Source organism: Fusobacterium perfoetens (assembly GCF_021531475.1).
Classification (GTDB): Bacteria; Fusobacteriota; Fusobacteriia; order Fusobacteriales; family Fusobacteriaceae; genus Fusobacterium_B.
In genome coordinates this window covers 46,130-70,486 of record NZ_JADYTX010000007.1, presented here as the reverse complement: position 1 = coordinate 70,486, position 24,357 = coordinate 46,130, and the positions used below count along the sequence as shown (strand labels likewise).

Here is a 24,357-nt window from a genome sequence, read left to right as displayed (position 1 = left end):
TCCTATGATATTAATTTTATCATAGAAAGCTATTAAAAGTTAGTATTATTTAATTTACAGAATCTTTTTCACAGGCTCACAAATTATAAATTTTATAATACTTTTTTGTATAATTTATAAAATTTTTGTCAATTATTAATGAAAAGATTAGATTATTTTTCTAATCTTTTCATATAAATTCTAAATGTATAATATATTAATTTTTTTTACTAATCAATAATCTTAAATTATCATATAACCTAAAAATTGTAGAACCTGCGTAAACTCCCATTGCCATTGCCCCTGCAATTATAAATGTCTCCACTCCTTTTTGTAAAGCTAAATCATAATTTTTATCTAAAAGATTATACATAGTATAATAAATTCCACCTCCTGGTGCTAATGGAATTAAAGAAGCTATCAAAATATTTGTTATAGGAGTTGAAATTTTTCTTGATACACTCTCTGAAAAAATAGCTGTTACAAAAGTTGCTATAAAATAAACTATTCCATCGGAATAACCTAGCTCACTACTAAAAAGATAAGTTGCCCAACTTAAACCACCTGCTATACTTGTATAAAAAAGATTTTTATTTTTTATATTAAATATTATACCAAATCCAAAAGTTACTATCACAGCTGAAAAAATTTGAAACACCATTTAAACACCTCCTAAATTTAAAAGTAATTTTAAAGATATTCCTGAACCTATGGCTATGGCAGAACCTATCATTATCACTTCACCAAGTCTTGAAAAGCCTGTAACCAAATCTCCAGAAAATAGATCTCTTATTGAATTTATAAAAGCCACTCCTGGAACTAAAAGCATAAGTGTAGAAATTATTGGAATAGAAACATCATCTATAAATCTGTAATATAAAAATAAACAAGCTACTCCTGATGATATAGTCCCACATATCAAATTTGTAAAAAATAATCCTAGTTTCATCTTAGCAGTAATTTTACAAGCAACAGATATTAAAATTCCACAAAAAAATGCCACCAAAAATTCTGAAAAATTTCCCTTAAAAAGAAAAGTAAAAAAACCAGCTCCTAAACAATTTCCCAATAATTTTATAGGAAAGGAGTATGATTTTTCTTTTTCAATTCCTATAAGAATATTTTCTAACTCCTCAAGACTATATTTAGAAAGATTTTCTACTAAAGTATGAATTTTATAAACTTTATTAAGATTTGTATCTCTTGAGTTAACTCTTTCTATTACTGATATAACCTCTCCATCCGAATTTTTAAGAGTAATTATCAAACAAGTCAATGTTGCAAAACATTGTGGATTTAGCCCATAAAAATTTATAATTTTACAAACATAATTTTCAACCCTAGAAATCTCAGCACCATTTTGTAAAAGAATTCTCCCTGTCAGACAAGCAAGCGATAAAATTCTATTCTCCCTTTTTTTATCATTCATAATAAATCCCCCATATTTTTATCATACACTGATTATAACATAAATAAAAAAGAATGCTACATTTTTTTGTTTTGTAACACTCTTTTTTGTAAGTTATATGTTCTCAAGTCCTTTTTTTATATGATAAATTGCAATATTTATTGCGACATTTTTAATTTTTCTAATTCGTATAAAAATTTTTCTCCACTTGTTACATAGTTTAAACATTTTCTAGGTCTTGAATTTATTAAGTTTAAGACCTTTTTTAATTCTTTTTCTGATATTTTTGCTAAATCTGTTTTCTTTGGATAAAACTCTCTCAATAATCCATTACTATTTTCATTTGTTCCTCTTTGCCAAGCACTGTATGCATCTGCAAAATAAAATGGAATTCCCATATTTTCAACTTCTTTCCAACAAGCAAATTCTTTTCCTCTATCTGAGGTAAAGCTTTTTAGTGCTTCTTTAGGATAATAAGACATCAATTTCTTTATCGCTTGTAACATAGATGTTTTGCTTCTATCAGAGATTTTTATCGCTATGTAAAATCTTGTTTTTCTTTCAGCAAATGTTGCTAAGCAGCCTTTACTCTTTCCACGAGAAGATACTACTGTATCAAGTTCCCAATGTCCAAATTCTTCCCTAGTTTTTATATGTTTTGGACGTTTATCTATAGAACTTCCAATATTAAGTTTTCCTCTAGTTTCTCGTGGTTTTCTAGTCTTTCCTTTTCTTCTTAAATGAGTTAATTCAATTTTAATAATCCCAGAATAAATCCAGTTGTAAATCATTTTAAAAGCTAATTTACCCTTTAATTCTCTTCCAATTATTTGTTCAGGAGACCAAGTCTTTTTTAATCTATTTTGGATTAAAGAAATTAAATTTTTACAGGCTTTTAAATTTCTACCTTTTTTCTTAGAGTTTGATAAAAAATCTTTTTGTGCAATAGAAGCATCATATACAGAATGGCATCTTTTAATTTCACGATAAATAGTAGAACGATGAACACCAATGATTTTAGAAATTTTATTAACAGAATAATTTTCTTTTAGTAAAACTTCTATCTTATTTCTTTCATTTATGGTAAGATATTTATGACTCATAACTAATCCTTTCGTGTTGTATTTTTGTGGTTATTAATATTTTACACGAATAGTTATGAGTTTTTATATTTTTCTTTTTGTCGCATTATATTTTACAACTTATCATATCATTTAAAATATCTTCTATATTTTCTATTCCAACATTTATTCTGATAGCTTCAGGTAAAACCCCAGCTTTTATTTGTTCTTCTTCTGTCAGTTGTCTATGAGTTGTACTTGCGGGGTGTAAAACACAAGTTCTTGAATCTCCCAAATGTACAACACTTTTTATTAATAATAAAATTTATATTTTTCCATAAAAAATAGAGGATGTTAATTTGCACCCTCTATCAATTTTATTATTTAGTTTCTTTTATTTTTAAAGTAGCTTCATCAACAGCATATGGAATAAATTCATCAAGTTTCATAGTTTTTTGATCTTTTTCTCCAAATCTTCTTATATTAACTTCTCTGTTTTCAGCTTCAGCTTTACCTATAATAAGTTGCATAGGTATTTTATATTTTCCATTAGCTTCTCTGATTTTATATCCGATAGTTTCTGCTCTGTCGTCAAGTTCTACTCTTATATCACGAGCTTCTAACATAGCTTTTACTTCTTTTGCATAAGGAACTACATCATCGTTAAGAGTTAAAATTCTTACTTGAGTAGGTGCTAACCACATAGGGAAAGCTCCTGCATAGTGTTCTATTAAGATTCCGATAAATCTTTCGATTGATCCATAAACAACTCTGTGAATCATTACTGGTCTATGTTTTTCTCCATCTTCACCGATGTAGTGAATATCAAATCTTTCTGGTAAGTTGAAGTCTAATTGGATTGTTCCACATTGCCAAGTTCTTCCGATAGCATCTTTAATTTTGAAGTCTAATTTTGGTCCGTAGAAAGCTCCATCTCCAGGGTTTAATTTATAAGGAACTCCTATTTTTTCTAAAGCTCCTTGTAATCCTGCTTCTGCTTTATCCCAAATTTCTTGAGCTCCGATAGCTTTTTCTGGTTTTGTTGATAATTCTATTGAATAGTCAAATCCAAAGATTCCTCTATAGAATTTATCTATAAGTTGAACTACTCCTATAATTTCATCTTCGATTTGGTCTGGAGTCATAAAGATATGAGCATCGTCTTGAGTGAATGCTCTAACTCTCATAAGTCCGTGTAGAGCTCCAGAAAATTCGTGTCTATGTACGTGTCCTAATTCTCCAACTCTTTCTGGTAAATCTTTGTAAGAATGGATTTTATTTTTATAAGCTAAAACTCCTCCTGGACAGTTCATTGGTTTTATAGCGAAATCTGTTTCATCTATTGAAGTAGTATACATATTTTCTCTATAGTTGAACCAGTGTCCTGAAGTTTCCCAAAGTTCTTTATTAAGCATTGTTGGAGTTTGGATTTCTACATATCCAGCTTTTTTATGTTCTCTTCTCCATAAATCTATTAAAGTATTTTTTAGAACCATTCCTTTTGGTAAGAATATAGGGAATCCTGGTCCATATTCACTTACGAAGAATAATTCTAATTCTTTTCCAAGTCTTCTGTGATCTCTTTTTTCAGCTTCTTCTAAGAATACTAAGTAATCTTTTAATTTATCATTGTTAGAGAATGCTAATCCATAAATTCTTTGTAGCATTTTATTTTTAGCGTCCCCTCTCCAATAAGCTCCTGCAACTGATTTTAGTTTGAAAGCTTTTATATGAGAAGTTGATGGTACGTGAGGTCCTCTACAAAGGTCCATAAATTCACCTTGTTTGTAGAAAGATAATTCATCACCTTTAGCTATATCTTTTATGATTTCTACTTTGTAGATTTCTCCTAATTCTTCAAAGTGTTTTATAGCTTCGTCTCTTGACATCATAACTCTTTCTATTTTTAAATCTTCTTTAGCTATTTTTTTCATTTCAGCTTCAATTTTTTCCAAATCTTCTGGAGTAAATTGTTCTTCTGAGTCAAAGTCATAATAGAATCCATTTTCAATAGCAGGCCCTATTGTAACTTTTGTTCCTGGGAATAATCTAACAACAGCTTGAGCCATTAAGTGAGCTGCTGAGTGTCTTATGATTTCTTCTCCCTCTTCAGTATCAGAAGTTACAAACTCAACTTTTGCGTCGTGATCTAAAACATAAGACATATCTTTTAATTCTCCATCTACTTTTGCTGCGACAGATTTTTTTACTAAAGAATTGCTTATAGATTTAGCTATGACAAACATATTTTCTGCTTTTTCAAATTCTTTTATGCTTCCGTCCATTAATTCTACTTTCATATTTTTCTCCTTTATCTATTTCAATAATTTTATTTTTTATTATTCTATATCTTCAACTTTTATTCCACTGAAGATTGAACCATCTGCTTTAAGTTTACCGTCTTCTCCTCTATCATCTTTAGCACCAATACTAAATATTTTATTATCAGGGAAAGTAAGAAGAGTAAATTGAAGAGCTGTTTTCCATTCATAATCTCTTGTTCCTAAGTTGTAATCTCTTATGTAAGCAACAGACCATTCATAGTATCCCATCTCTTTACCGATTTCAATACCAGCCTCATCAATAAAAGCGTCTACTCCTTCAGCACGTTGTCCTTTTACATCATCATAGAATTGGATATACATTTTTGTTCTCCAACCTTCACTTGGTTTACCGATTTTTGCGTGGAAACTAAATTCGTGTTCTCTCTCAGTTACTTCTCTTTCTCCTTGAGAATTTATATTAGCCTCTTCTGAGAAAATATAACCAAGTCCGATTCTCTTTTGAGAATAGAAAACACTTGCTTTAAACTCTTTTAATGCGTCCCAATAATCACTTGGAGCATAATCTGCTTTAGCTCTTTCAAGAGATAGATTTAAGTTTAAACTTCTTTTGTAATCTCCAAAATAATTTATTCTGTTATCGATAGATTTTCCAAGATTAAATGCTGTTGTTCTTTCTTCATTTCTTTCAAAAATTTCTCTAACTCTAGAAATATCAGCTGGAGTTACTTCACCTGGATTTTTTCCAAACTCTTTACCAGCATAATATTTTAACTCTTCTTGAGACATTCTTTTATCTTTGAAACTATATGATAAAGATATAATATCACTATTATAATCTGTGTTCATTTTAGTAGTGTCGATATTTTCATAAGCATTTGCTACATAATTTCCTTGATAATCTCCATAAGTTGTACTTATCATATGTTGAACTTCTGTTCCCTGTTGATATGCCACTGTATAAAGTCTATTTTTAATATCGATAACTTCTCTTGAATCTAACCAAGCTTTATCTTTACCCTCAGTATATTGTAAAGTTAATTTTTTATCTTTTGCAAAAGAGTAAGAATATCCATAAATATTTTCTCTTATTTCTTCATCTAATCCATTAAAATAAGCTGGTTTTAATATATCTTTTCCATTTTCTCTAACATAGTAAGATAGGTCTATATCTCTTGCAAAATTATCTATACTTTGGTTTTTATAATAAAATTCGTGATTTCCAGCATAGAAAGTTACACCAAAATCTTTATTTGATAAATCATTGTAAGTTTCATTATCATTTCCAAAAGAATATGGAGTTTTAAAAGAGTATCTATCAGATTCATTATAATAGAATGATGCTAATTTTTTATCATCATAACTGAAATCCAATGTATTTTTTAAACTTTCCAATGATTTTTCATCATTTATAGCTTTTTCTCTTTTTTCAACTTCTCCCTTATAAGAAGTTTCAAGTTTTCCAGTTTTTATTTTAAATTCATCAGCAACTTTTAAACTATTATCTTTATTAATAACTCTTCCATACTCTTGAGATTTTTCTCCATCATATGAATATCCTACACCAGAAACAGTAAGTATATTTTCATTTTCCTTACCAAACTCTAGTTTGTGAGAGATAGTTCCATCATATTTTGTAAGAGTATCGTCATTAATTGTTTCTTTTAATTTTCCTTCTAGATTTTGTTCTCCCTTAGAAAATTCATCTCTTCTAACATTTCCATTAATGTCAATGGTTCCAAGTTTTCCTAAAGAAATATCATTTTTAGAAAGTCCTAATCCATAGAAATCTGATTCATTCAAATAAATTTGACTTTCTCCTTTATAACTTCCCTCTCTAGTTTCAATAGTTTCTTTATAAGTACCACCGAAGAAAGTTGTATCAAACCAATCATGATAGATAGTTGAAGAAATTTTATTTTCTTCTACTTCTTCATAAATAGTATCTTCAAATCTATTGTATTGGCTTACTCTATTATCTCCAAAAACTTCTCTTCTAAATGGGTCATTTTGAGTATTTAATTTTTTCTCACTATATTTGTGGTTAAAAGAAAGTTTTATCTCTGTATCTCCTACAAAGTCATACTCTCCAAAACTTGCTCCATAATTTTGTGAGTTATATTCATCATACTCTGCCACTGTCCAAGGAGTATAAGAAATATTTAATCCCTCAATTATCTCATCTGATAATTTTTTATCTGGATTCCTTTCCCAAGAGTTAAGCTTTCTAAATTTATCTCCATTTACTTCATCAAAGTATAAAGAAACTTTTCTCTCTTTATCAGTAAATCCAAATCCAAAATCTTCTCCTCTACTTCTATCATCATTTATATTTGAACCTTTGTCCAAATCATATAAATAATTATAGTAACTTGAGAAACTATATTTATCATTATCTTGTGTTAGTTTTACATTTGAGAATAAATCATTATCTATTTGAGAAGTAAATCCCATTCCATCTATTTCATCAGAAACTATATATTTATATATCTCTTTATCACTTGTAAGTTTTACTTTTGCATCAAGAGTTATATCTTTATTTTTTCCAAGCTCTTTTAAAGATGTGTTAAGAGTATAGAAATTAGAGTGTCCACCCATATCAGGAAGTTGCCCTAAAGGTTTTTTTACTAGATTTCCTTTTTCATCTACATAATCAAATCTTCTCTCAGCATCATAATCTTCTAGTACATCTTTTAATGCCTCATTCATATTATAAGTTAAACTTTGGAAACCAAAATCAAAATATCCTTTTTCTCCCTCATATTTATGAGTGTATTCAACGTCCCATCTGTCGTTAAAACTTTCGTCCTCTCTTCCAGCTTCATCTTTTACGTTGTCATCATCTTTTTTCCAAACAAGAAAATCTGTAACATTTAATTTTGATTCACCGATTTTATCAAATTTATACCAGTTTTCCCATCTTCCTACAAGAATACCCATTGTATCTCCAAATTTTGGAGCAAATCCACCTCTAAATTTATTATCAGTAGATTCATAAAGAGTACCCCAAGAGATATTCCAACCGTAATCTTCATCAGTTCCCCATTCTGGGAATAAAGGAACTTTTGATCCATTTCTTATATTAAAACGGAACCAAGGGAATTTATATGGCATAACATCAAAATCTTGGATATATAAATCAGCACCTTTTAAAGTTATTTGTTTATCAGGTTCTATTAAAATACTATCTAGGGTTAGATAATATCCTAAATCTTTTCTATCTCTATTTGTATTTACTTTTGGGTCAGTAGTAAGCCAAGCATCTTCAACCTTTATTATGTCATCTTTGTAGATTGTTTTCTTTCCACCAAAATATATTTTATCATTTGGTTTTTCAGCTCCCGTGACATCTCCTACCTCAAACCAGCTAAAACTTTCCCCAAAAACTCCATCTTTTGAGTTAGTAGAAAGCTCAGCACTTTTTGCCTCGATTCTAAAATTACCAGAGAAACGATCTGTAGAAAGTACAAAATCATCATTGATAAAGAATTTTTCTTTCTTCTCATCTCTAGTAGCATCAAAGACCTTAAGAGTAGCATCTCCATAGTTAATATCCAAACCTTGAGTTGCTTGAATTTGACCAGAATTTAAGTCAATCTCAACTTCATTTTCAGCAGGGTTGGTATTTTGATTTCCAAGAGATTTCATACCGATTAAGGCAAGAGCCAATATTAAATAATATCTCTTCTTCATAAAAATCCCCTTTTGAGTTATTTTTTATTTCTTATAGAATTATATCATACTTAATCTGTTTTTAATAGAATTTTGCCTAAAATATTCTATATTTTTTCTTTTTCTCTTTCAGCTTGTGATTTGCTTAAATAAATAGGTTCCATAGTATAAAGATTATCTTCATTATTTATTCCAAGTTCTGCCACTACACTAGCTCTTGGAAGATTTAAAGATTTTGGAGCAAACACTCCATTTTCTCCTACAATATTTGAAATAAGATTTTTATAATTTATTGCACCATCACCTAAATAAACTGTTCTTATTTCTTTTCTAGTTTCTAAAAATTCTCTTAATTCTCCAACTTTATAATCTTCTAACTGTTTTAAAATTCCATTTTCATATTTAAAAGTACAATAATATCCTCTTTCTTTTCTAGCGTCTATTATCGAACATATTTCACATTCGTTTGAAGTAGAGTTTCCTGCAATAACATCTAATTCATTAACTCCAACAATTTTACAATTTGTTGCTGAAGCAAGACCTTTTGCAACAGCCACTCCAATTCTTATTCCTGTAAAACTTCCAGGTCCTATGCTCACTGCAATTTTATCAATATCATTTATTGTAGTGTTAGTTAATTTAAAAAGCTCATCTATCATAACCATAATATTTTCAGAGTGAGTTTTATTTATATTTACTGAAATTTCTCCTAAAGTTCCTTTTGTATCAGAATAAATTGCCACTGTCCCAACATTTGTAGAAGTATCTATTCCTAAAATTAACATAGTCCAAACAACTCCTTTTCTCTCTCTTTATTTCCAATAAATGAGATTATTAATTTTCTTGAATTTTCATCAAAATATTCTAATTTTATTTCAATATATTCTTTTGGTAGCTCAGATTCAATTATATTTGCCCACTCAACTAATACAACTCCGTCACTGTTTAGATAATCTTCATAACCAATTTCATAAATCTCTTCTGGACTTCCAAGTCTATACACATCAAAATGATAAAGAGGTATTCTTCCTGAAAAATATTCTAATACATAGTTAAAAGTTGGACTTTTTAAATTTTCTGTAACTCCCAATTCTTTTGCAAAATTTTGACTAAAAGTTGTTTTACCAGTTCCTAAATCTCCAATAAGTGCTATTAAATCTCCAGCATTTACATAGTTTGCTAGTTTTTTCGCAAAAATATTTATCTCATCAAAAGACATTACTTTTTCCATTATATCACTATCCTTGTATTTTCTTTACAATGTTTGTTGTAGATTTTCCCTCTACAAAAGATAAAATTCTAACTTCTCCGCCATAACTTTCAACTATTTTGGTTTCTGGTAAGTCTTCTTTTTTATAATCTCCACCTTTAACATGGATAGATGGTTTTAATGTAGCAATTAATTCTTCTGGTGTATCTTCTTCAAAAATAACTGTATAATCAACAACTTTTAATCCGCTAAGCATCTCTGCTCTATCAAATTGATTATTGATTGGACGAGATTCCCCTTTTAATCTTTTTACAGAGGCGTCTGAGTTAACACCAATTATAAGAACATCTCCTTGTTTTTTTGCCTCATTTAAATATCTTAAATGTCCAACGTGCAAAATATCAAAGCAACCATTTGTAAAAACAACTTTTTTATTTTGAGATTTTAAAATTTCTACTAACTGTTTTCCAAACTGTTTGTCTATTAGCATTCTTCCTCCTTAATATTTCAATAATATTTTACCTTTCATTATACCATACTATAATGAAATCTAAAACAATTTTATTAAAGAATTTTTTTTTATAAATATTTCAAAATTTATTGCAAAAAAATAAAAATTTTTCTTTTAATTTTTAGGTTTTTAAGTTACAATAGTATTGAAATAAAAAAATAATTTGAGGGGGACTTTATGGAAATTTTATCTAAGTTGGGATTTAAAAAGGTTGGAGAATGGAAAAAGCAAGAAAATAATCTATTTTTTGAAGTGGGAGATTTCAAAAAAGAGAATAAAATTGTCTATGCTTTTGTAGTAAATTCTTATGTAAAATTTATTGCATCAACAGATGATGTATTAGAATTTGCACTAAATTGCTATGTTTCTCCAAAAGATTTCGAGGCTGAAGAAGTACAAGTAAAAGAACTTATTTTAAAAACTTTAGATAATTCTCCAGTAGATATCTACGCACTAAAAAATACTAAGTTTTTTGGATTTAAAACTAGATACGAGAAACAAGATATTATTAAATTTATAAAAGAATTTAATGCTGAGTGGAATGAAGAAAATGTTGTAGATCGTATGAAAAAAATAGTACAAAAAGATAGAGTTGCAGTAAAAAAAGATCAAGAGGAAAAAGCAAAAATAGAGGAGATTATCGAAGAAAAACCAGAATTAAAAGAGGTTATAAAAGTAGAAAAACCTAAAAAAGAATATCAATCTTATATATTTATTCTTGGAAAAAGTTATATGGACAGAGGTTTCTTCAATTTAAAAACTGCTTACTCTGATTGTGTTGGAGATGACAAAGAAGAAATCACAATCGTTGTTGGAGAAAAAGAAAATATCCAAGGTAGAATTAGTAGAACTGCTAACTCTTCAGGTACTCCAAGAATTATCGGAAACAAACCTTTAAAACTTTGGTTTGCTAAAAACTCTGAAGTTAATGGAGAAATAAAAATCACATTCATAAATAGAAAAAGAATTAAATTAGAAGCTGTATCTAAATAAATATATCTAACTAAAGGGACTATGTATATTAGTCCTTTTTTTATTGAAAAATAAATAATATTTTTTATTCATTTAGTATCAAAAAAATCAACAATATTCTTTACAAATCCATTGAAATATAATATAATTGTATATCAAGATAAAAATTTATTTTGTACTAAAATTTAGTGATAATTTATAAAAAATAAAATATTCTAAGGGAGTTTAAATGAAAAAAATTATAACTTTTATATTTTTTCTGATGACAATAGTATCTTTTGGTGAGGATAAAAATATAACTTTAATTAAAAATTTAAAACTGTTAGTCAATGAAAAAACTTTTGTTAATAATAAAGCTACTGCTAAATCTTACGAGGTTACTTACTCTCTACCAGATACTTTAAAAAAAGTTATGACTGAACCAAAATCACATAAGGGAGAGATTTTTATCTACAAAGATAATACAAAAACTGTTTATCTTCCAATATTTGATCAAGTGATAAAAGAAGATAATATTGATGAAGAAAACTTTTTAGTTGAAACTATAAAATATTTCCAAGAAAATTATAAAAAAAGTGAAAATTTTAGAAAAATTTATAATTTAGAAAAATCTTTTACTGTAAAAAAAGATAAGTTGGTCTTTGATATTTTAAAAATGGGAGAGTTTGATGGATATAGACTTCCCACTCATCTTAAAGTATTTGACGGAAAAATTTTATTAGCTGAATTAAAAATCTCTGATGTAATAGTAAATAGCCAGATAAAAGAAAGTGAATTTGAAATTAAATGACAGAAATTATAAAACTTGAAGGAGTTATCATCAAGAAAAAAGATATAAATGATTCTGATAGATTACTCACAGTATTTACAACTACTTTTGGTAAACAATCTATAATTTTTAAGGGGATTAACAAAAGTAAAAGAAGAGATAAAACAGCATCTGATGTTTTTAGTCATTCTAAATTTATTGTATATAAAAAAGGTGAAAATTTTATAGCAAGTTCAATTGATTCGATAAATACCTTTGATAATATAAAAAAGGATATTGAGAAAATAAGTATAGGTTTATATATTTGTTCTATATTGAATGAGTGTTTAAATTTTGGAGAAAGAAATAGCAAAATTTATGATTTATCTTTAAAAAGTTTTGGATATTTATCCAAAGAGGAAAATTTAACAAAAAATTATATTCTTCTACTTTTCTTTATCTACAAAATTTTGATAGAAGAGGGAGTTAGTTTTAAAGTAGAAGAGGGAAGTTATTTTTCCATAGTAAACTCTATTCTTGGAGAAAAAAAATATGAAGATTCTATCTTCCTTACTCCAAGAGAGGAAAAAATTGTTAAAAAGATTTATACTGGAAATGTCAGAGAGTTGCTTTGTGAGGAATTATCTTCAAAAGATATTTTCAGTGTTTTAAAAATCTTTGAAAAATATTTTAATTATCATTTAGAAGGAAACTTAAATTTAAAAAAATATATCTGGGAGGCAGAGTGAAATGGTAGATATAGTTAAAATCACGGACTATATGACAGAAGAATTAATAGATCTTCATCTAAAAGGAAAAACAAAGGAAGCTATACTAGATGAGTTAGCTGATTTAATGGTTAAATCACCAAATTTAACAAGCAAAGATACTATTAAAAAAGCTCTACTTGAAAGAGAACAAATAGGAAGTACAGGGATAGGAAGAGGAATTGCAATCCCACATGCTAAGACAGAAAATGCTTTAAGATTAACAATCGCTTTTGGAATTAGTAATGAAAAAATTGATTACGATTCTATGGACGGAGAAGGAGTAAAAATATTTTTTGTTTTTGCATCACCTATGAAAGATACTCAGATTTATTTAAAAGTTTTGGCAAGAATTTCAAGACTTATAAGAAGCGAAGGATTTAGAAATAAACTTCTTAATGCCAAAACTCCTAAAGACATTATTGATTGTATAGCCCAAGAAGAAAGCTGTTAAAAAAAGGAGTAGGATAGTATGAGATGTCCGTTTTGTAATAGTAGTGATACAAAAGTTGTTGATAGTAGAGAGTTTGTAAATGGAAATTCTATCAAAAGAAGAAGAGAATGTTTAGAGTGTAAAAAAAGATTTACTACTTATGAAAAGATTGAAGAAAGAGCTCTTTACGTAATCAAAAAAGATAAAAGTAGAGAAAAATTTGATAGAAATAAAATAATCAGAGGTCTTACTATTGCAACTAGTAAAAGAAATATCAGTAGAGATACAATAGAAGAGTTTGTTTTAAAAATCGAAAGAAAACTACAAAATTCTTTAGAAAGTGAAATAAGTACAAAATATGTAGGGGAGCTTGTTATGGAGGAATTAAAAAATCTTGATGAAGTAGCCTATGTTAGATTTGTATCTGTTTACAAAGAGTTTAACAATATAAAAGATTTTATAGAGATTGTTGAAAATATAAAAGGAAAAAAGTAAGGGAGAATTTTAGATGAGAATACTATTTATGGGTACTCCAGATTTTGCTGTACCATGTTTAGAAATTTTAGATAAAAAACATGAAATTATCGGTGTTTTTACTAAAGTAGATAAGATAAATAAAAGAGGTAAAAAAATAGAATATTTGCCAGTAAAACAATATGCTATTGATAAAAATATTCCTATTTATCAACCTAATTCATTAAAAGATGAAGAAACAAAAAATATAATAAAAGAATTAAATCCAGATTTAATCGTTGTAGTAGCTTATGGAAAAATAATTCCAAAAGATATTATCGACATGCCAAAATTTGGAATTATAAATGTTCACTCATCTCTTTTACCAAGATTTAGAGGAGCTGCTCCAATAAATGCTGCTCTTATGGCTGGAGATGAAAAATCTGGAGTTACTATAATGTATGTGGCTGAAGGGTTAGATACTGGAAATATAATTTTAGCAAAAGAAACTCCTATCACTGAAGAGGATAACTTTGAAACTCTTCACGATAGACTTAAATTTTTAGGAGCAGAAGCTCTTGATGAAGCAGTTACCTTAATTGAAAAAGGAGAAAATGAAAGTATTCCTCAAGATGAAACTCTTGCTACCTTCGTAAAACCATTCAAAAAAGAAGATTTAAAAATAGATTGGAATAAATCTAAAGAGGAAATTTTTAACTTTGTAAGAGGTATTTCTCCAGTGCCTTGTGCTTGGACAATAGACGAAGATAAGCTTTTAAAAGTTTATGAAGTTAAAAAATATGATAAAGTTTATGAAAATGGAGTAAACGGAGAGATTGTTGATAAGATTAAAGGAAAAGGTCCTGTTGTAAAAGTTATTGGTGGTTCTTTAATCATAACAAGTGCTAAGCCCGAAAGTAAAAAAATTCTTTCTGGAGCAGATCTACTTAATGGAAACTTCATAAAAGTTGGAAATATTTTAAAATAAAGGGGTAACTAATGAATATACTAGACGGAAAAAAATGCTCCCAAGAGATTTTAGATAAAATAAAAGAAAAAGTTGATAACTTAAAAAACTCTAATAAAAGAGTTCCAGGATTAGCAGTTATCATTGTAGGAAATAATCCTGCATCAAAAATCTATGTTAATTCAAAAGTAAAAGCTTGTGAAAAAGTTGGATTTTACAGCAAGGCAATTTTTCTTGATGAAAATATCTCTCAAGCTGAACTTTTAGAAAATATACAAGCTTTAAATAATGATAAAAATATAGATGGAATTTTAGTCCAACTACCACTTCCAAAACATCTAAATGAAGATGAAATCTGTAATACAATAGACACTTCAAAAGATGTTGATGGATTTAAAGCTGAAAATCTTGGAAAAGTTATGCTTGGAAAAGAAGATGGAATGGTGCCTTGTACTCCACAAGGGATAATGTATCTTTTAGATTCTATAAAAGATTTAGATTTGTATGGAATGAACGGTGTGGTTATAGGTAGAAGTAATATTGTTGGAAAACCAATCTCTTCACTTTTAATAAATAGAGGAGTTACTACTACAGTTTGTAACAGTAGAACAAAAAATATAGAAGATATTTTAAAAAATGCTGATATAATTATCGCTGCCCTTGGAAAACCAAAATTTTTAAAAGAAAGTATGGTTAAAGAGGGAGCTATAATTATAGATGTAGGGATAAACAGAGTTGATGGAAAATTATGTGGAGATGTAGATTTTGAAAATGTTTCAAAACTAGCATCTTTCATAACACCTGTTCCGGGAGGAGTAGGACCAATGACAATAGCTATGCTTTTAAATAATACTTTAAGAGCTTATGAAAAAAGGGGGGAGTAATAGAAAATGGCTAGACCAGGAAGACCTAAAAAAAATTCTGACAATATAGAAAATTCTTTAGAAACTAAAGTTACAAAAAAATCAAAAGTAAAAAAAGATGACAAAAGTATAGATGCAAAGATAAAAGAAGCTCAAAATTCTGAAAAAAAAGAGTATTTTATCGTTGATAAAAGAATACTTCCAAGTTCTATAAAAAATGTTCTTTTGGTAAATGATTTAGTACAAAATGAAAAATTATCAAAATATGAAGCTATCAAAAAAGTTGGACTTAGTAGAAGTACATATTACAAATATAAAGATTATATAAAACCATTCTTTGAAGGAGGACAAGAAAAAGTATTTAGTATTCATTTGGCTTTAAAAGATGAACCAGGAATACTTGCAAGAATTTTAGATGTTATAGCTAGCCACGATATGAATATTTTAACTATTATTCAAAATATTTCAATTGATGGTATTGGTAGAGCAACTATTTCTGTCCAAACAACTCAAAATACTCTAAGAAAAGTTGAAGGAGTACTAGAGCTTATAAGTGAAATAGAAGGCGTAAAAGAATTAAGAATAATAGGAAGTAATTAACAAGGAGTAATAATGGAAAATATAAGTTTAGAATTAATAGAAGAACTAGCAAAAAAAATTAATGAAAACTCATTAAATGAAATTACCTTAGAAAAAGGTGATGAAAAAATAACTCTAAAAAAAGAAGTAAAAAGAGAAGTTATAAATACAGCTACTTACATTCCACAAGCTGTTAATAGTGTAGCTCCAAAAACTGCTCCTACTTCTAAAAAAGAGGATAAAATAAAAGGAAATATAATTATAGCTCCTATGGCAGGAACTTTCTACAGATCACCAGCTCCAGGAGAACCTCACTTTGTTCAAGAGGGAGATTCGATAAATAAAGGAGATACTGTTTGTATCATCGAAGCTATGAAGATGATGAACGATGTTGTTTCAAATTTTTCTGGAACTGTTACAAAAATTTTAGTTGAAAATGGAGAAATTGTGCAAAAGGGAGATAGACTTTTTATAGTTGAATAATTAGGGGGAAGGTGTATTATTAATTGGACACGTATCGGGATTTGATTTTACTAGTAATTTTAATTTTGTTATCTGGATTTTTTTCAGCAGCAGAAACAGCCCTTACAGCTTTTAGCAGTATTCATTTAGAAGAAATAGCAGAGAAAAGTCCTAAAAAGGGAGAGCTATTAAAACAGTGGCTTAAAAAACCAACAGAGATATTAACAGGACTTTTACTTGGAAATAATATTGTTAATATTTTCTCTACATCACTTGCTACTGCTCTTATTACAAAATTTTTATCTCAAAGAGGAATAGAATCACAAAATCAATCTGTTTTAATATCAACACTTATTATGACTGTTATCATTTTAATTTTTGGTGAAATTACTCCAAAAATAATAGCTAAAAGTCATTCTACTGAGATATCTAAAAAAGTTATTTTACCAATATATCTACTGACAAAATTAACTAAACCATTTATATTTGTTCTTACTATGATTTCAAAATTAATAAGTAGAATAATTGGAATAGATATAAGTGATAATGTTATGAAAATAACAGAGCAAGATATTATCTCCTATGTAAATGTTGGAAAAGCAGAGGGAGTAATAGAAGCTGAAGAAAAAAATATGATTGAATCAATCGTTACTTTTGGAGATACTCTAGCTAGAGAAGTAATGACTCCTAGAACTTCTGTTTATGCAGTAAATGGTGATGAAAAAGTTGGAGAGATTATCGACCAAGTTATCTCTTATGGATTTTCAAGAATACCAGTTTATAACGAAGGGATTGATGATATTATAGGTATACTATATGTAAAAGATTTATTAGTAGCTGTAAAAGAGGGAAAAATAAATTCTCCTGTAAAGGATTTTATTAGAAAAGCTTTCTTTATACCAGAAACTAAATCTGTACTTAGTATATTAGAAGATTTTAAAAAAGAACATATTCATATGGCAATAGCTGTTGATGAATATGGTGGAACTGTTGGAGTTGTTACTATTGAAGATGTCATCGAAGAAATTTTTGGAGATATTAGAGATGAATATGACTCTGACGAAAAAGATAATATAAAACAAATATCTGAAAATGTTTATGAAGTTGATTGTATGATAGATGTAGAAGAACTTAACAAAACTCTTAATATTCATCTACCAGAATCAGATGATTATGATAGTCTAGGTGGACTTATTTTAAATGAGTTAAATGAGATGGCAGAGATAGGAGACGTCATCAATATTGAAAATGTAGAATTAAAAGTTTTGGAGATTGATAAAATTAGAGTGTCAAAAGTTCTTTTAACTAAAAAGGAAAGTGAAGAGGACATATGCCAAGAGGAATAAGAAATCATTTTTATGCAGGAATGATAGTAGTTCTACCAATTTTTTTAACAATTTTTATACTGAATTGGATTATAAATCTTGTTATTTCATTGACTACAAATTCATTTTTAGTTAAAATTATAAATAAATTTATATATTATTTTGGATTTCAAGAAAATGAAAAAGTTGTATATATAGTATATGGAGTATATTTACTTATTATTTTGCTTTCAATTGTTTTTGTAGGAGTGATAACAAAAAATATTGTTGGTAAAAAGATAAGAAAAGGTATAGATAACCTTATATGTAAACTACCAATCATCAAACAAATCTATACCACTATGAAACAAATAGTAAAACTTATTTCTTCTCAAAAAAATCCTGGATATAAAAAGGTTATCGTTGTTGAATATCCAAGAAAAGGAATTTATAGTATCGGTTTTTTAACTGCAGAAGACAATTTTATTTTAAAAGATGCTTATGGTAAAGAGTTTCATAATATCTTTATACCTACTTCTCCAAATCCAACTTCTGGTATGTTTATCTGTGTACCAAAAGAAGATGTCAAAGAGTTGGATATGAGTATCGAAGAAGCTATCAAACTTATTGTTTCTGGTGGAGTTATTACTCCGGGAGTAAATTATGATGAAGATGATGAACTTGAAGAAAATAACTCTACTGAAGAAAAAGAACTTATTGAAGCCAATAAAAAATAGTTTTATTTTTATATTTTCACTTTTCATTTTAGGGTGTTCTAGTGTAGAGAAAAATAGTTATGAAACTATAAAACCAGAATACCTTATTATAAAGGGAATAAATTTAAAAAAGATTGGAGAATATTCCAAAGCTTTGGCTCTTTATAAGGAAGCTCTAAAAAAAGATAAAAAATCCGCTATCCTTTATGAAGAAATTGGAGAAACCTACACAAAACTTGGAGATTACTCCAATGGGATTAAATATTATAAAAAAGCCCTTAAAGAAACAGAATATTCAACAGATATAAATAGAAATATAAGTTATATCTATTATCTAAAAGGGGATTATAAAAATTCACTTAAATACTTAAATAAACTTTATGATAATGAATTAGATTTAGAATCTAAAAAATTAAAAGTTTTTCTTTTGATAAAAACTAACAAAAAAGAAGAAGCTAGAAATTATTTAAAAAATTTAGAAAACAATATTCAATCTTTTGATAAAACTTACTACGAAACATATCTGAATTTTCTTTTAAAAGAAAAAGATTATCAAGAGTTATCAAAAGTTTTATATAACATTTCAAATAAATATTATAGTGATTCCAATGCTATGACATTATATTTTACTTTTAAAGAAAAAATATCTAAAGATTTAGAGAGTCTTGAAAAAGAATTAAAAAGATATATTGTCACACAAAATGGAAACGATGAACTTTATATTCTTTTAGCAACCCTTGAGCAAAAACTAAAAAAATATAAAGAGAGAGATTCAGTTTTAAGATTTGTTTCTCCACAGGGGAAACTAGATAAAAAATATATTAAATTATTAGGAGAAAAAGATGAATAAAATAGATTATAAAAAATATATAACTTCAATAAAAGATTTTCCAATCGAAGGTGTAACTTTTAGAGACATCACTTCATTTATTCAAAATGGAGAGGCTTTTAAAAGTGCCATTGATGAATTTTCTAATTTTGCAAAAGAAAAAGGAGCTGATGTTATAGTTGGACCTGAATCAAGAGGATTTATATTTGGAAGTCCTGTGGCATATAACTTAGGAATTGGATTTGTTCCAGTTAGAAAACCTGGAAAATTACCAAGAGAAGTTATATCTTTTGACTACGATTTAGAATATGGAAAAAATACTTTAGAAATACATAAAGATTCTATAAAAGCTGGACAAAAAGTTGTTATCATTGATGACCTTTTAGCTACTGGAGGAACTACTCAAGCTGTTATAAAACTTATAGAAGAACTTGGTGGTGAAGTTGTAGGAATCTGTTTCTTAATAGATTTAAAAGAGGAATTTGATAGCACTAAAAAATTCGAAGGATATGATATCTTTACACTGATGGAGTATTAGAGAGCTTTTAGAAAGAGGGGAAATATGGATTATTTAAACGGAATTTTAGAGGAAATTAAAAAGAAAAATCTTGATGTTGATATAGAAAAAATAAAACTAGCTTTTTCTTTTGCTGAAGAAGCTCATGTTGGTCAGTTTAGACAATCAGGAGATAATTATATTTTACATCCAGTCCAAGTTGCAAAAATAATAATTGATATGGGAATGGATACTGATTCTATAATAGCTGGGATTTTACATGATATTGTTGAAGATACTTTTATAACTATTGCTGATATAAAATATAATTTTGGAGAATCTGTTGCTAACTTAGTAGATGGGGTTACAAAATTAAAAAAATTACCTAATGGTACTAAACAACAAGATGAAAGCATTAGAAAAATGATGCTTGCTATGTCAAAAGATATAAGAGTTATCATAATAAAATTAGCTGATAGACTTCACAATATGAAAACTCTAAATTTTGTACCAGAAGAAAAACAACTTAGAGTTTCAAAAGAAACTTTAGCTATATACGCTCCTCTTGCTCATAGACTTGGAATGGCAAAAATCAAATCTGAATTGGAAGATTTATGTTTTATGTATATCTATCCAGAAAAATATGTTGAAGTAAGAGATTTTGTCAATTCCAAAAAAGAAGAAAGAGATGAATATATAAAAGATGTAGAAAATATTATATCTGGGCTTTTGAAAAAAGCTGAAATCGAAGGAAATATAAAAGGAAGATTTAAGCATTATTATAGTATTTATAAAAAAGTTTATGAAAAACATAGAAGTTATGATGACCTTTATGACCTTATGGGAATTAGAATTATTGTTAAAGATGTGACAACTTGTTATCACACTCTTGGAGTTATCCACGAACAATTTAGTCCTGTTCCTGGAAGATTTAAAGACTATATCGCTGTGCCAAAATCTAATAACTATCAATCTATCCACACTACAATAGTTGGACCTGAAGGAAAATTTGTAGAAATTCAAATAAGAACTGAAGAGATGGATAGGATAGCTGAAGAAGGGGTTGCAGCTCACTGGAGTTATAAAGAAAAAGTAAAAGTTGGTAAAAAAGATAAAGTTTATTCTTGGCTTAGAGATATTATAGAGCTTAATAAAGAAGCTGACAGTGCAAAAGATTTTGTTACCTCTATAACTGGAGATATAATCGAGGAAACAATATTTGCCTTTTCTCCAAGAGGAGATATCTTAGAATTAAAAACTGGAGCCACTCCTATTGACTTTGCTTTTGCTATCCACTCTGAAGTAGGTTGCAAATGTATCGGAGCTAAGGTAAATGGAGATATTGTTCCACTTGATTATAAATTAAAAAGTGGTGACAGAGTTGAAATTATAACTTCTAAAAGTGCCAAAGGACCTGGTAATGACTGGCTTGATATAGTTGTTACTCAAGGGGCAAAAAGTAAAATTAGAAAATGGTTGAAAGAAAAGAAATGGGAAGAAAATATAAGACTTGGTAAAGATTCTCTTGAAAAAGAGATAGAAAAATTAACTATCCCAATGACTTTAAAAGATTTAGAAGAATCTCCTGTAATAAAAAAACATATGGAAAAACATCATATTCCTACTTTAGATGAATTTTATTTTATTATGGGTGAAAAAAGAAGTAAAGTTGAAATTATTGTTGATAAACTAAGAGATTATCAAGAAAGTATCAGAGAAAAAGATATTCCTCAAAAAACTGTTATAGCTCCTACTCAAAAAAGTTCAAGAAAGAAAAATGATTATGGAATAATAGTTGAAGGAATAGACAATACTTTAATAAGATTTGCAAAATGTTGTACCCCTCTTCCAGGTGATGAAATCGGTGGATATATTACAAAACTTACAGGGATTGCAATCCACAGAAAAGATTGTAAAAACTTCCAAAATATGATAGAACACGAACCTGAAAGACAAATAAATGTTAAATGGGATTTAGATGTTGTTAATAAAAAACTTAATAAATATCAATTTAAATTCTCTATCATCGCTGAAGATAATAAAAGTCTTGTTATGGAGATTGTAGCTTTAATTGCAAATCATAAAATTTTCTTAACAGATATCAACTCAAATACAATTACAAAAAATGGTAAAAAATATCTAAAAATAAAAGTGGCTGTTGAAATTTCTAATAAGAGAGATTACAGTTTACTTATTGAAAATATCAAAAAAATTAAATATGTAATAGAGATAGAAAGGTAAGAGGTTGGAAATAAAATAATGAAAAAATTACCAGTAACATATGAATTAATAAAAAAACAGGGTAATGCTAGAGCTGGAGTTATAACAACTCCTCACGGAAAAATAGAAACTCCTGTATTTATGCCTGTCGGAACTCAAGGTTCTGTAAAAGGAATGACTAAAGAAGAACTTTTAGAACTTGGAACAGAGATTATCCTTGGAAATACTTATCACTTACATTTAAGACCATCTGATGAGCTTATTGCAAGATTTGGTGGACTTCATGAGTTTAGTAATTGGGACAGACCAATTCTTACAGATAGTGGTGGTTTCCAAGTATTTAGCTTAGGACATCTTAGAAAAATAACTGAAGAGGGAGTTGCTTTTTCATCTCATCTTGATGGATCAAAAAGATTTTTATCTCCTGAAAAATCAATAGAAATTCAAAATAATCTTGGATCTGATATAGTTATGCTTTTTGATGAATGCCCACCAGGAGCATCTTCAAGAGAATATCTTATCCCATCTATTGAAAGAACTACAAGATGGGCAAAAAGATGTGTAACTTATCATAAAAGACCTACTGAACAAGGACTTTTTGCAATTGTTCAAGGGGGAATTTATGAAGATCTAAGAGAGAAAAGTTTAAATGAATTAAAAGTTCTTGATGAAGATATATCTGGTTATGCAATGGGAGGACTTGCTGTTGGAGAGAAAAAAGAGGACATGTATAGAATCCTTAAAAATGTAACTCCACTTTTCCCTGAAGAAAAACCGAGATATTTAATGGGAGTTGGAGAACCTCTTGATATGTTAGAGGCTGTAGAACATGGAATTGATATGATGGACTGTGTTCACCCAACAAGAATCGGAAGACATGGAACTGTGTTTACTAAATATGGAAGACTTGTTATAAAAAATGCTATCTACGCTGAAGATGATAGACCACTAGATGAAGACTGCGACTGTTATGTTTGTAGAAATTATAAAAGAGGTTATATAAGACATCTTTTAAAAGCTGGAGAGATTTTAGGACAAAGACTTACTACTTATCATAATTTATATTTCTTAGTAAATCTTATGAAAAAAGCAAGAACTGCTATTTTAGAAGATAGATACTTAGAATTTAAAGAGGAATTTATTAAAAATTATTCTATGGGAAATTCTTCCCCTTGGATTCAAGAAAAGAAAAAATAATTTTATAAATGGCTGTTAAAAATAACAGCCATTTACTTATTTTTAATTTTAATAAGGAGCATCTATGAAAAAATTAATACTTGGAATTTTTCTTATATTTTCTATTTTTTCTTTTGCAAAAGAGGAATATGTCACTGGAAAAATAATAAAAAAAGTTGGAAGTTATGTTGAAAATTCTATAAAAACAGAGATTAAACCAGATGGTGAGGAGATAAAAGACGTTGAAGTATTTTATATAGAAATCCAAAATAAAATACATAGAATAGAATTTCCTATCTACACTGTCGACGCCTTTAATCTTACTCTAAAAAAAGGAGATAAAGTCGTTCTTTGTAGAGAAGATGAAAATAGTAACTATTATATAACTGATGTAGATAGAAGAGATGATTATATTTTAATGGGAGTAATCTTTTCTCTACTTACTTTAGCTCTTGCTAAGAAAAAAGGAGCTAAATCATTGATTGCTCTTTTAATAACAGTATGGCTTATTTTTTATTTCTTTATTCCTTGCACTATGAAAGGATATTCTCCAATACTTATCTCCGTTATAACTGCTCTTTTATCATCAATTATAACTATTTTATTTGTAGCTGGATTTACTCATAAAGGAGTCGTTGCAATAATTGGAAGTGTTGGTGGAACTATTTTTTCAGGAGTTTTATCCTATTTACTGATAAAAAAAATGAATTTTAGTGGTTATCCAACTCTTGATTCTATAACTTATATAGATATGTTACAAGGAATAAAAATAAAAGAACTTGTACCTGCTGGGATAATTTTAGGAAGTATGGGAGCTATTATGGACGTTTCCATGTCTATCTCCTCTGCTCTTACTGAGATAAGAGAAAAAAATCCAAGTCTTGGTTCAAAAGATATATATAATTCTGGTTTAAATATTGGAAAAGATATGGTTGGAACTATGATAAATACTCTTATTTTGGCCTATATTGGAAGTTCTCTTTTTGATATGATAGTTATAAATAAAAATTTAGAAAGTCTTCCATTTATAAGACTTTTAAATTATGAATTTATTGGTGTTGAGATTTTAAAATCTTTTGCTGGAAGTATTGGAATTTTAGTCTCTATTCCACTTACAGCTTATTTTGGAGCTCATCTTCATAGAAGATATAGAGATTTAAAAAATCTAAAATCTAAATTTTTTAAATAAATAGAATGGAACTATTTTGCTATTTAATTGACAGATTGGAAAAAAAATAGTATAATATTG

General features: G+C 28.0%; 24 protein-coding genes and 1 pseudogene. 16 read left to right on the top strand and 9 right to left on the bottom strand.

The window, feature by feature from the left end; all coding sequences use genetic code 11:
* Positions 1–196 precede the first annotated feature (196 nt).
* The 9 genes and pseudogenes from I6E15_RS03040 to rfaE2 form a co-directional block, all read right to left on the bottom strand.
* The gene (locus tag I6E15_RS03040; RefSeq protein ID WP_235244154.1) at positions 197–640 is read right to left on the bottom strand and encodes a threonine/serine exporter family protein; all 444 of its coding nucleotides are present in this window, start codon (positions 638–640) and stop codon (positions 197–199) included.
* Complete coding sequence (locus I6E15_RS03035) at positions 641–1,408, bottom strand: threonine/serine ThrE exporter family protein (RefSeq protein ID WP_235244151.1); 768 nt, start codon at positions 1,406–1,408, stop codon at positions 641–643.
* 137 nt (positions 1,409–1,545) lie between these two features.
* Entirely contained in the window at positions 1,546–2,490 is a 945-nt protein-coding gene (locus I6E15_RS03030; protein ID WP_235244149.1) for an IS30 family transposase, read from the bottom strand.
* 85 nt (positions 2,491–2,575) lie between these two features.
* Positions 2,576–2,761: pseudogene (locus I6E15_RS03025) on the bottom strand (PLP-dependent transferase); the annotation flags it as partial.
* Positions 2,762–2,828: 67 nt separating this feature from the next.
* Entirely contained in the window at positions 2,829–4,748 is a 1,920-nt protein-coding gene (gene thrS, locus I6E15_RS03020; RefSeq protein WP_235244147.1) for a threonine--tRNA ligase, read from the bottom strand.
* 39 nt (positions 4,749–4,787) lie between these two features.
* Positions 4,788–8,423 (bottom strand): hypothetical protein, encoded by a 3,636-nt coding sequence (locus I6E15_RS03015; protein ID WP_235244146.1) that lies wholly within the window; start codon positions 8,421–8,423, stop codon positions 4,788–4,790.
* An 86-nt stretch (positions 8,424–8,509) separates the two neighbouring features.
* Positions 8,510–9,187 carry a tRNA (adenosine(37)-N6)-threonylcarbamoyltransferase complex dimerization subunit type 1 TsaB gene (gene tsaB / locus I6E15_RS03010; protein WP_235244143.1) on the bottom strand — a complete coding sequence of 226 codons (678 nt, stop codon included), beginning with the start codon at positions 9,185–9,187 and terminating at the stop codon, positions 8,510–8,512.
* The gene (gene tsaE, locus I6E15_RS03005; RefSeq protein ID WP_235244142.1) at positions 9,181–9,633 is read right to left on the bottom strand and encodes a tRNA (adenosine(37)-N6)-threonylcarbamoyltransferase complex ATPase subunit type 1 TsaE; all 453 of its coding nucleotides are present in this window, start codon (positions 9,631–9,633) and stop codon (positions 9,181–9,183) included. The genes tsaB and tsaE overlap by 7 nt, the downstream gene beginning before the upstream one ends.
* 7 nt (positions 9,634–9,640) lie before the next feature.
* Positions 9,641–10,102 (bottom strand): D-glycero-beta-D-manno-heptose 1-phosphate adenylyltransferase, encoded by a 462-nt coding sequence (gene rfaE2, locus I6E15_RS03000; RefSeq protein ID WP_235244140.1) that lies wholly within the window; start codon positions 10,100–10,102, stop codon positions 9,641–9,643.
* A gap of 198 nt (positions 10,103–10,300) precedes the next feature.
* On the opposite strand from rfaE2, the gene I6E15_RS02995 reads away from it, so the two are divergent.
* The 16 genes from I6E15_RS02995 (at position 10,301) to I6E15_RS02920 (ending at position 24,297) form a co-directional block, all read left to right on the top strand.
* Entirely contained in the window at positions 10,301–11,116 is an 816-nt protein-coding gene (locus I6E15_RS02995; protein ID WP_177160348.1) for a hypothetical protein, read from the top strand.
* A 208-nt stretch (positions 11,117–11,324) separates the two neighbouring features.
* Positions 11,325–11,885, top strand: coding sequence for a hypothetical protein (locus I6E15_RS02990; protein ID WP_235244136.1), 561 nt, complete (start codon positions 11,325–11,327; stop codon positions 11,883–11,885).
* The gene (gene recO, locus I6E15_RS02985; protein ID WP_235244134.1) at positions 11,882–12,592 is read left to right on the top strand and encodes a DNA repair protein RecO; all 711 of its coding nucleotides are present in this window, start codon (positions 11,882–11,884) and stop codon (positions 12,590–12,592) included. The genes I6E15_RS02990 and recO overlap by 4 nt, the downstream gene beginning before the upstream one ends.
* 1 nt (position 12,593) lies before the next feature.
* On the top strand, positions 12,594–13,064 hold the full coding sequence (locus tag I6E15_RS02980) for a PTS sugar transporter subunit IIA (protein ID WP_177160351.1): 471 nt from the start codon (positions 12,594–12,596) through the stop codon (positions 13,062–13,064).
* 18 nt (positions 13,065–13,082) lie between these two features.
* The gene (gene nrdR, locus I6E15_RS02975) at positions 13,083–13,538 is read left to right on the top strand and encodes a transcriptional regulator NrdR (protein ID WP_177160352.1); all 456 of its coding nucleotides are present in this window, start codon (positions 13,083–13,085) and stop codon (positions 13,536–13,538) included.
* A gap of 13 nt (positions 13,539–13,551) precedes the next feature.
* Positions 13,552–14,484, top strand: a complete 933-nt coding sequence (gene fmt / locus I6E15_RS02970; RefSeq protein ID WP_235244132.1) for a methionyl-tRNA formyltransferase — start codon at positions 13,552–13,554, stop codon at positions 14,482–14,484.
* A gap of 11 nt (positions 14,485–14,495) precedes the next feature.
* Entirely contained in the window at positions 14,496–15,347 is an 852-nt protein-coding gene (gene folD, locus I6E15_RS02965) for a bifunctional methylenetetrahydrofolate dehydrogenase/methenyltetrahydrofolate cyclohydrolase FolD (protein ID WP_235244130.1), read from the top strand.
* A gap of 108 nt (positions 15,348–15,455) precedes the next feature.
* A complete protein-coding gene (locus tag I6E15_RS02960; RefSeq protein WP_235244158.1) occupies positions 15,456–15,926 on the top strand; it encodes an ACT domain-containing protein in 471 nt (156 codons plus the stop codon).
* A 12-nt stretch (positions 15,927–15,938) separates the two neighbouring features.
* Positions 15,939–16,388 (top strand): acetyl-CoA carboxylase biotin carboxyl carrier protein, encoded by a 450-nt coding sequence (gene accB / locus I6E15_RS02955; RefSeq protein WP_235244128.1) that lies wholly within the window; start codon positions 15,939–15,941, stop codon positions 16,386–16,388.
* Between the two features lie 23 nt (positions 16,389–16,411).
* Positions 16,412–17,713 (top strand): hemolysin family protein, encoded by a 1,302-nt coding sequence (locus I6E15_RS02950; RefSeq protein WP_235244126.1) that lies wholly within the window; start codon positions 16,412–16,414, stop codon positions 17,711–17,713.
* A complete protein-coding gene (locus tag I6E15_RS02945; protein WP_235244124.1) occupies positions 17,698–18,408 on the top strand; it encodes a DUF502 domain-containing protein in 711 nt (236 codons plus the stop codon). The genes I6E15_RS02950 and I6E15_RS02945 overlap by 16 nt, the downstream gene beginning before the upstream one ends.
* Positions 18,335–19,237: a tetratricopeptide repeat protein gene (locus I6E15_RS02940; protein WP_235244122.1), complete on the top strand. Its 903-nt coding sequence runs from the start codon at positions 18,335–18,337 to the stop codon at positions 19,235–19,237. The genes I6E15_RS02945 and I6E15_RS02940 overlap by 74 nt, the downstream gene beginning before the upstream one ends.
* 1 nt (position 19,238) lies before the next feature.
* Complete coding sequence (locus I6E15_RS02935) at positions 19,239–19,754, top strand: adenine phosphoribosyltransferase (protein ID WP_235244157.1); 516 nt, start codon at positions 19,239–19,241, stop codon at positions 19,752–19,754.
* 24 nt (positions 19,755–19,778) lie between these two features.
* Positions 19,779–21,953, top strand: a complete 2,175-nt coding sequence (locus tag I6E15_RS02930) for a RelA/SpoT family protein (protein WP_235244120.1) — start codon at positions 19,779–19,781, stop codon at positions 21,951–21,953.
* 18 nt (positions 21,954–21,971) lie between these two features.
* Complete coding sequence (gene tgt, locus I6E15_RS02925) at positions 21,972–23,129, top strand: tRNA guanosine(34) transglycosylase Tgt (RefSeq protein ID WP_177160361.1); 1,158 nt, start codon at positions 21,972–21,974, stop codon at positions 23,127–23,129.
* A gap of 64 nt (positions 23,130–23,193) precedes the next feature.
* Positions 23,194–24,297, top strand: coding sequence for a YibE/F family protein (locus I6E15_RS02920; protein ID WP_235244118.1), 1,104 nt, complete (start codon positions 23,194–23,196; stop codon positions 24,295–24,297).
* The last annotated feature ends 60 nt before the right edge of the window (positions 24,298–24,357 follow it).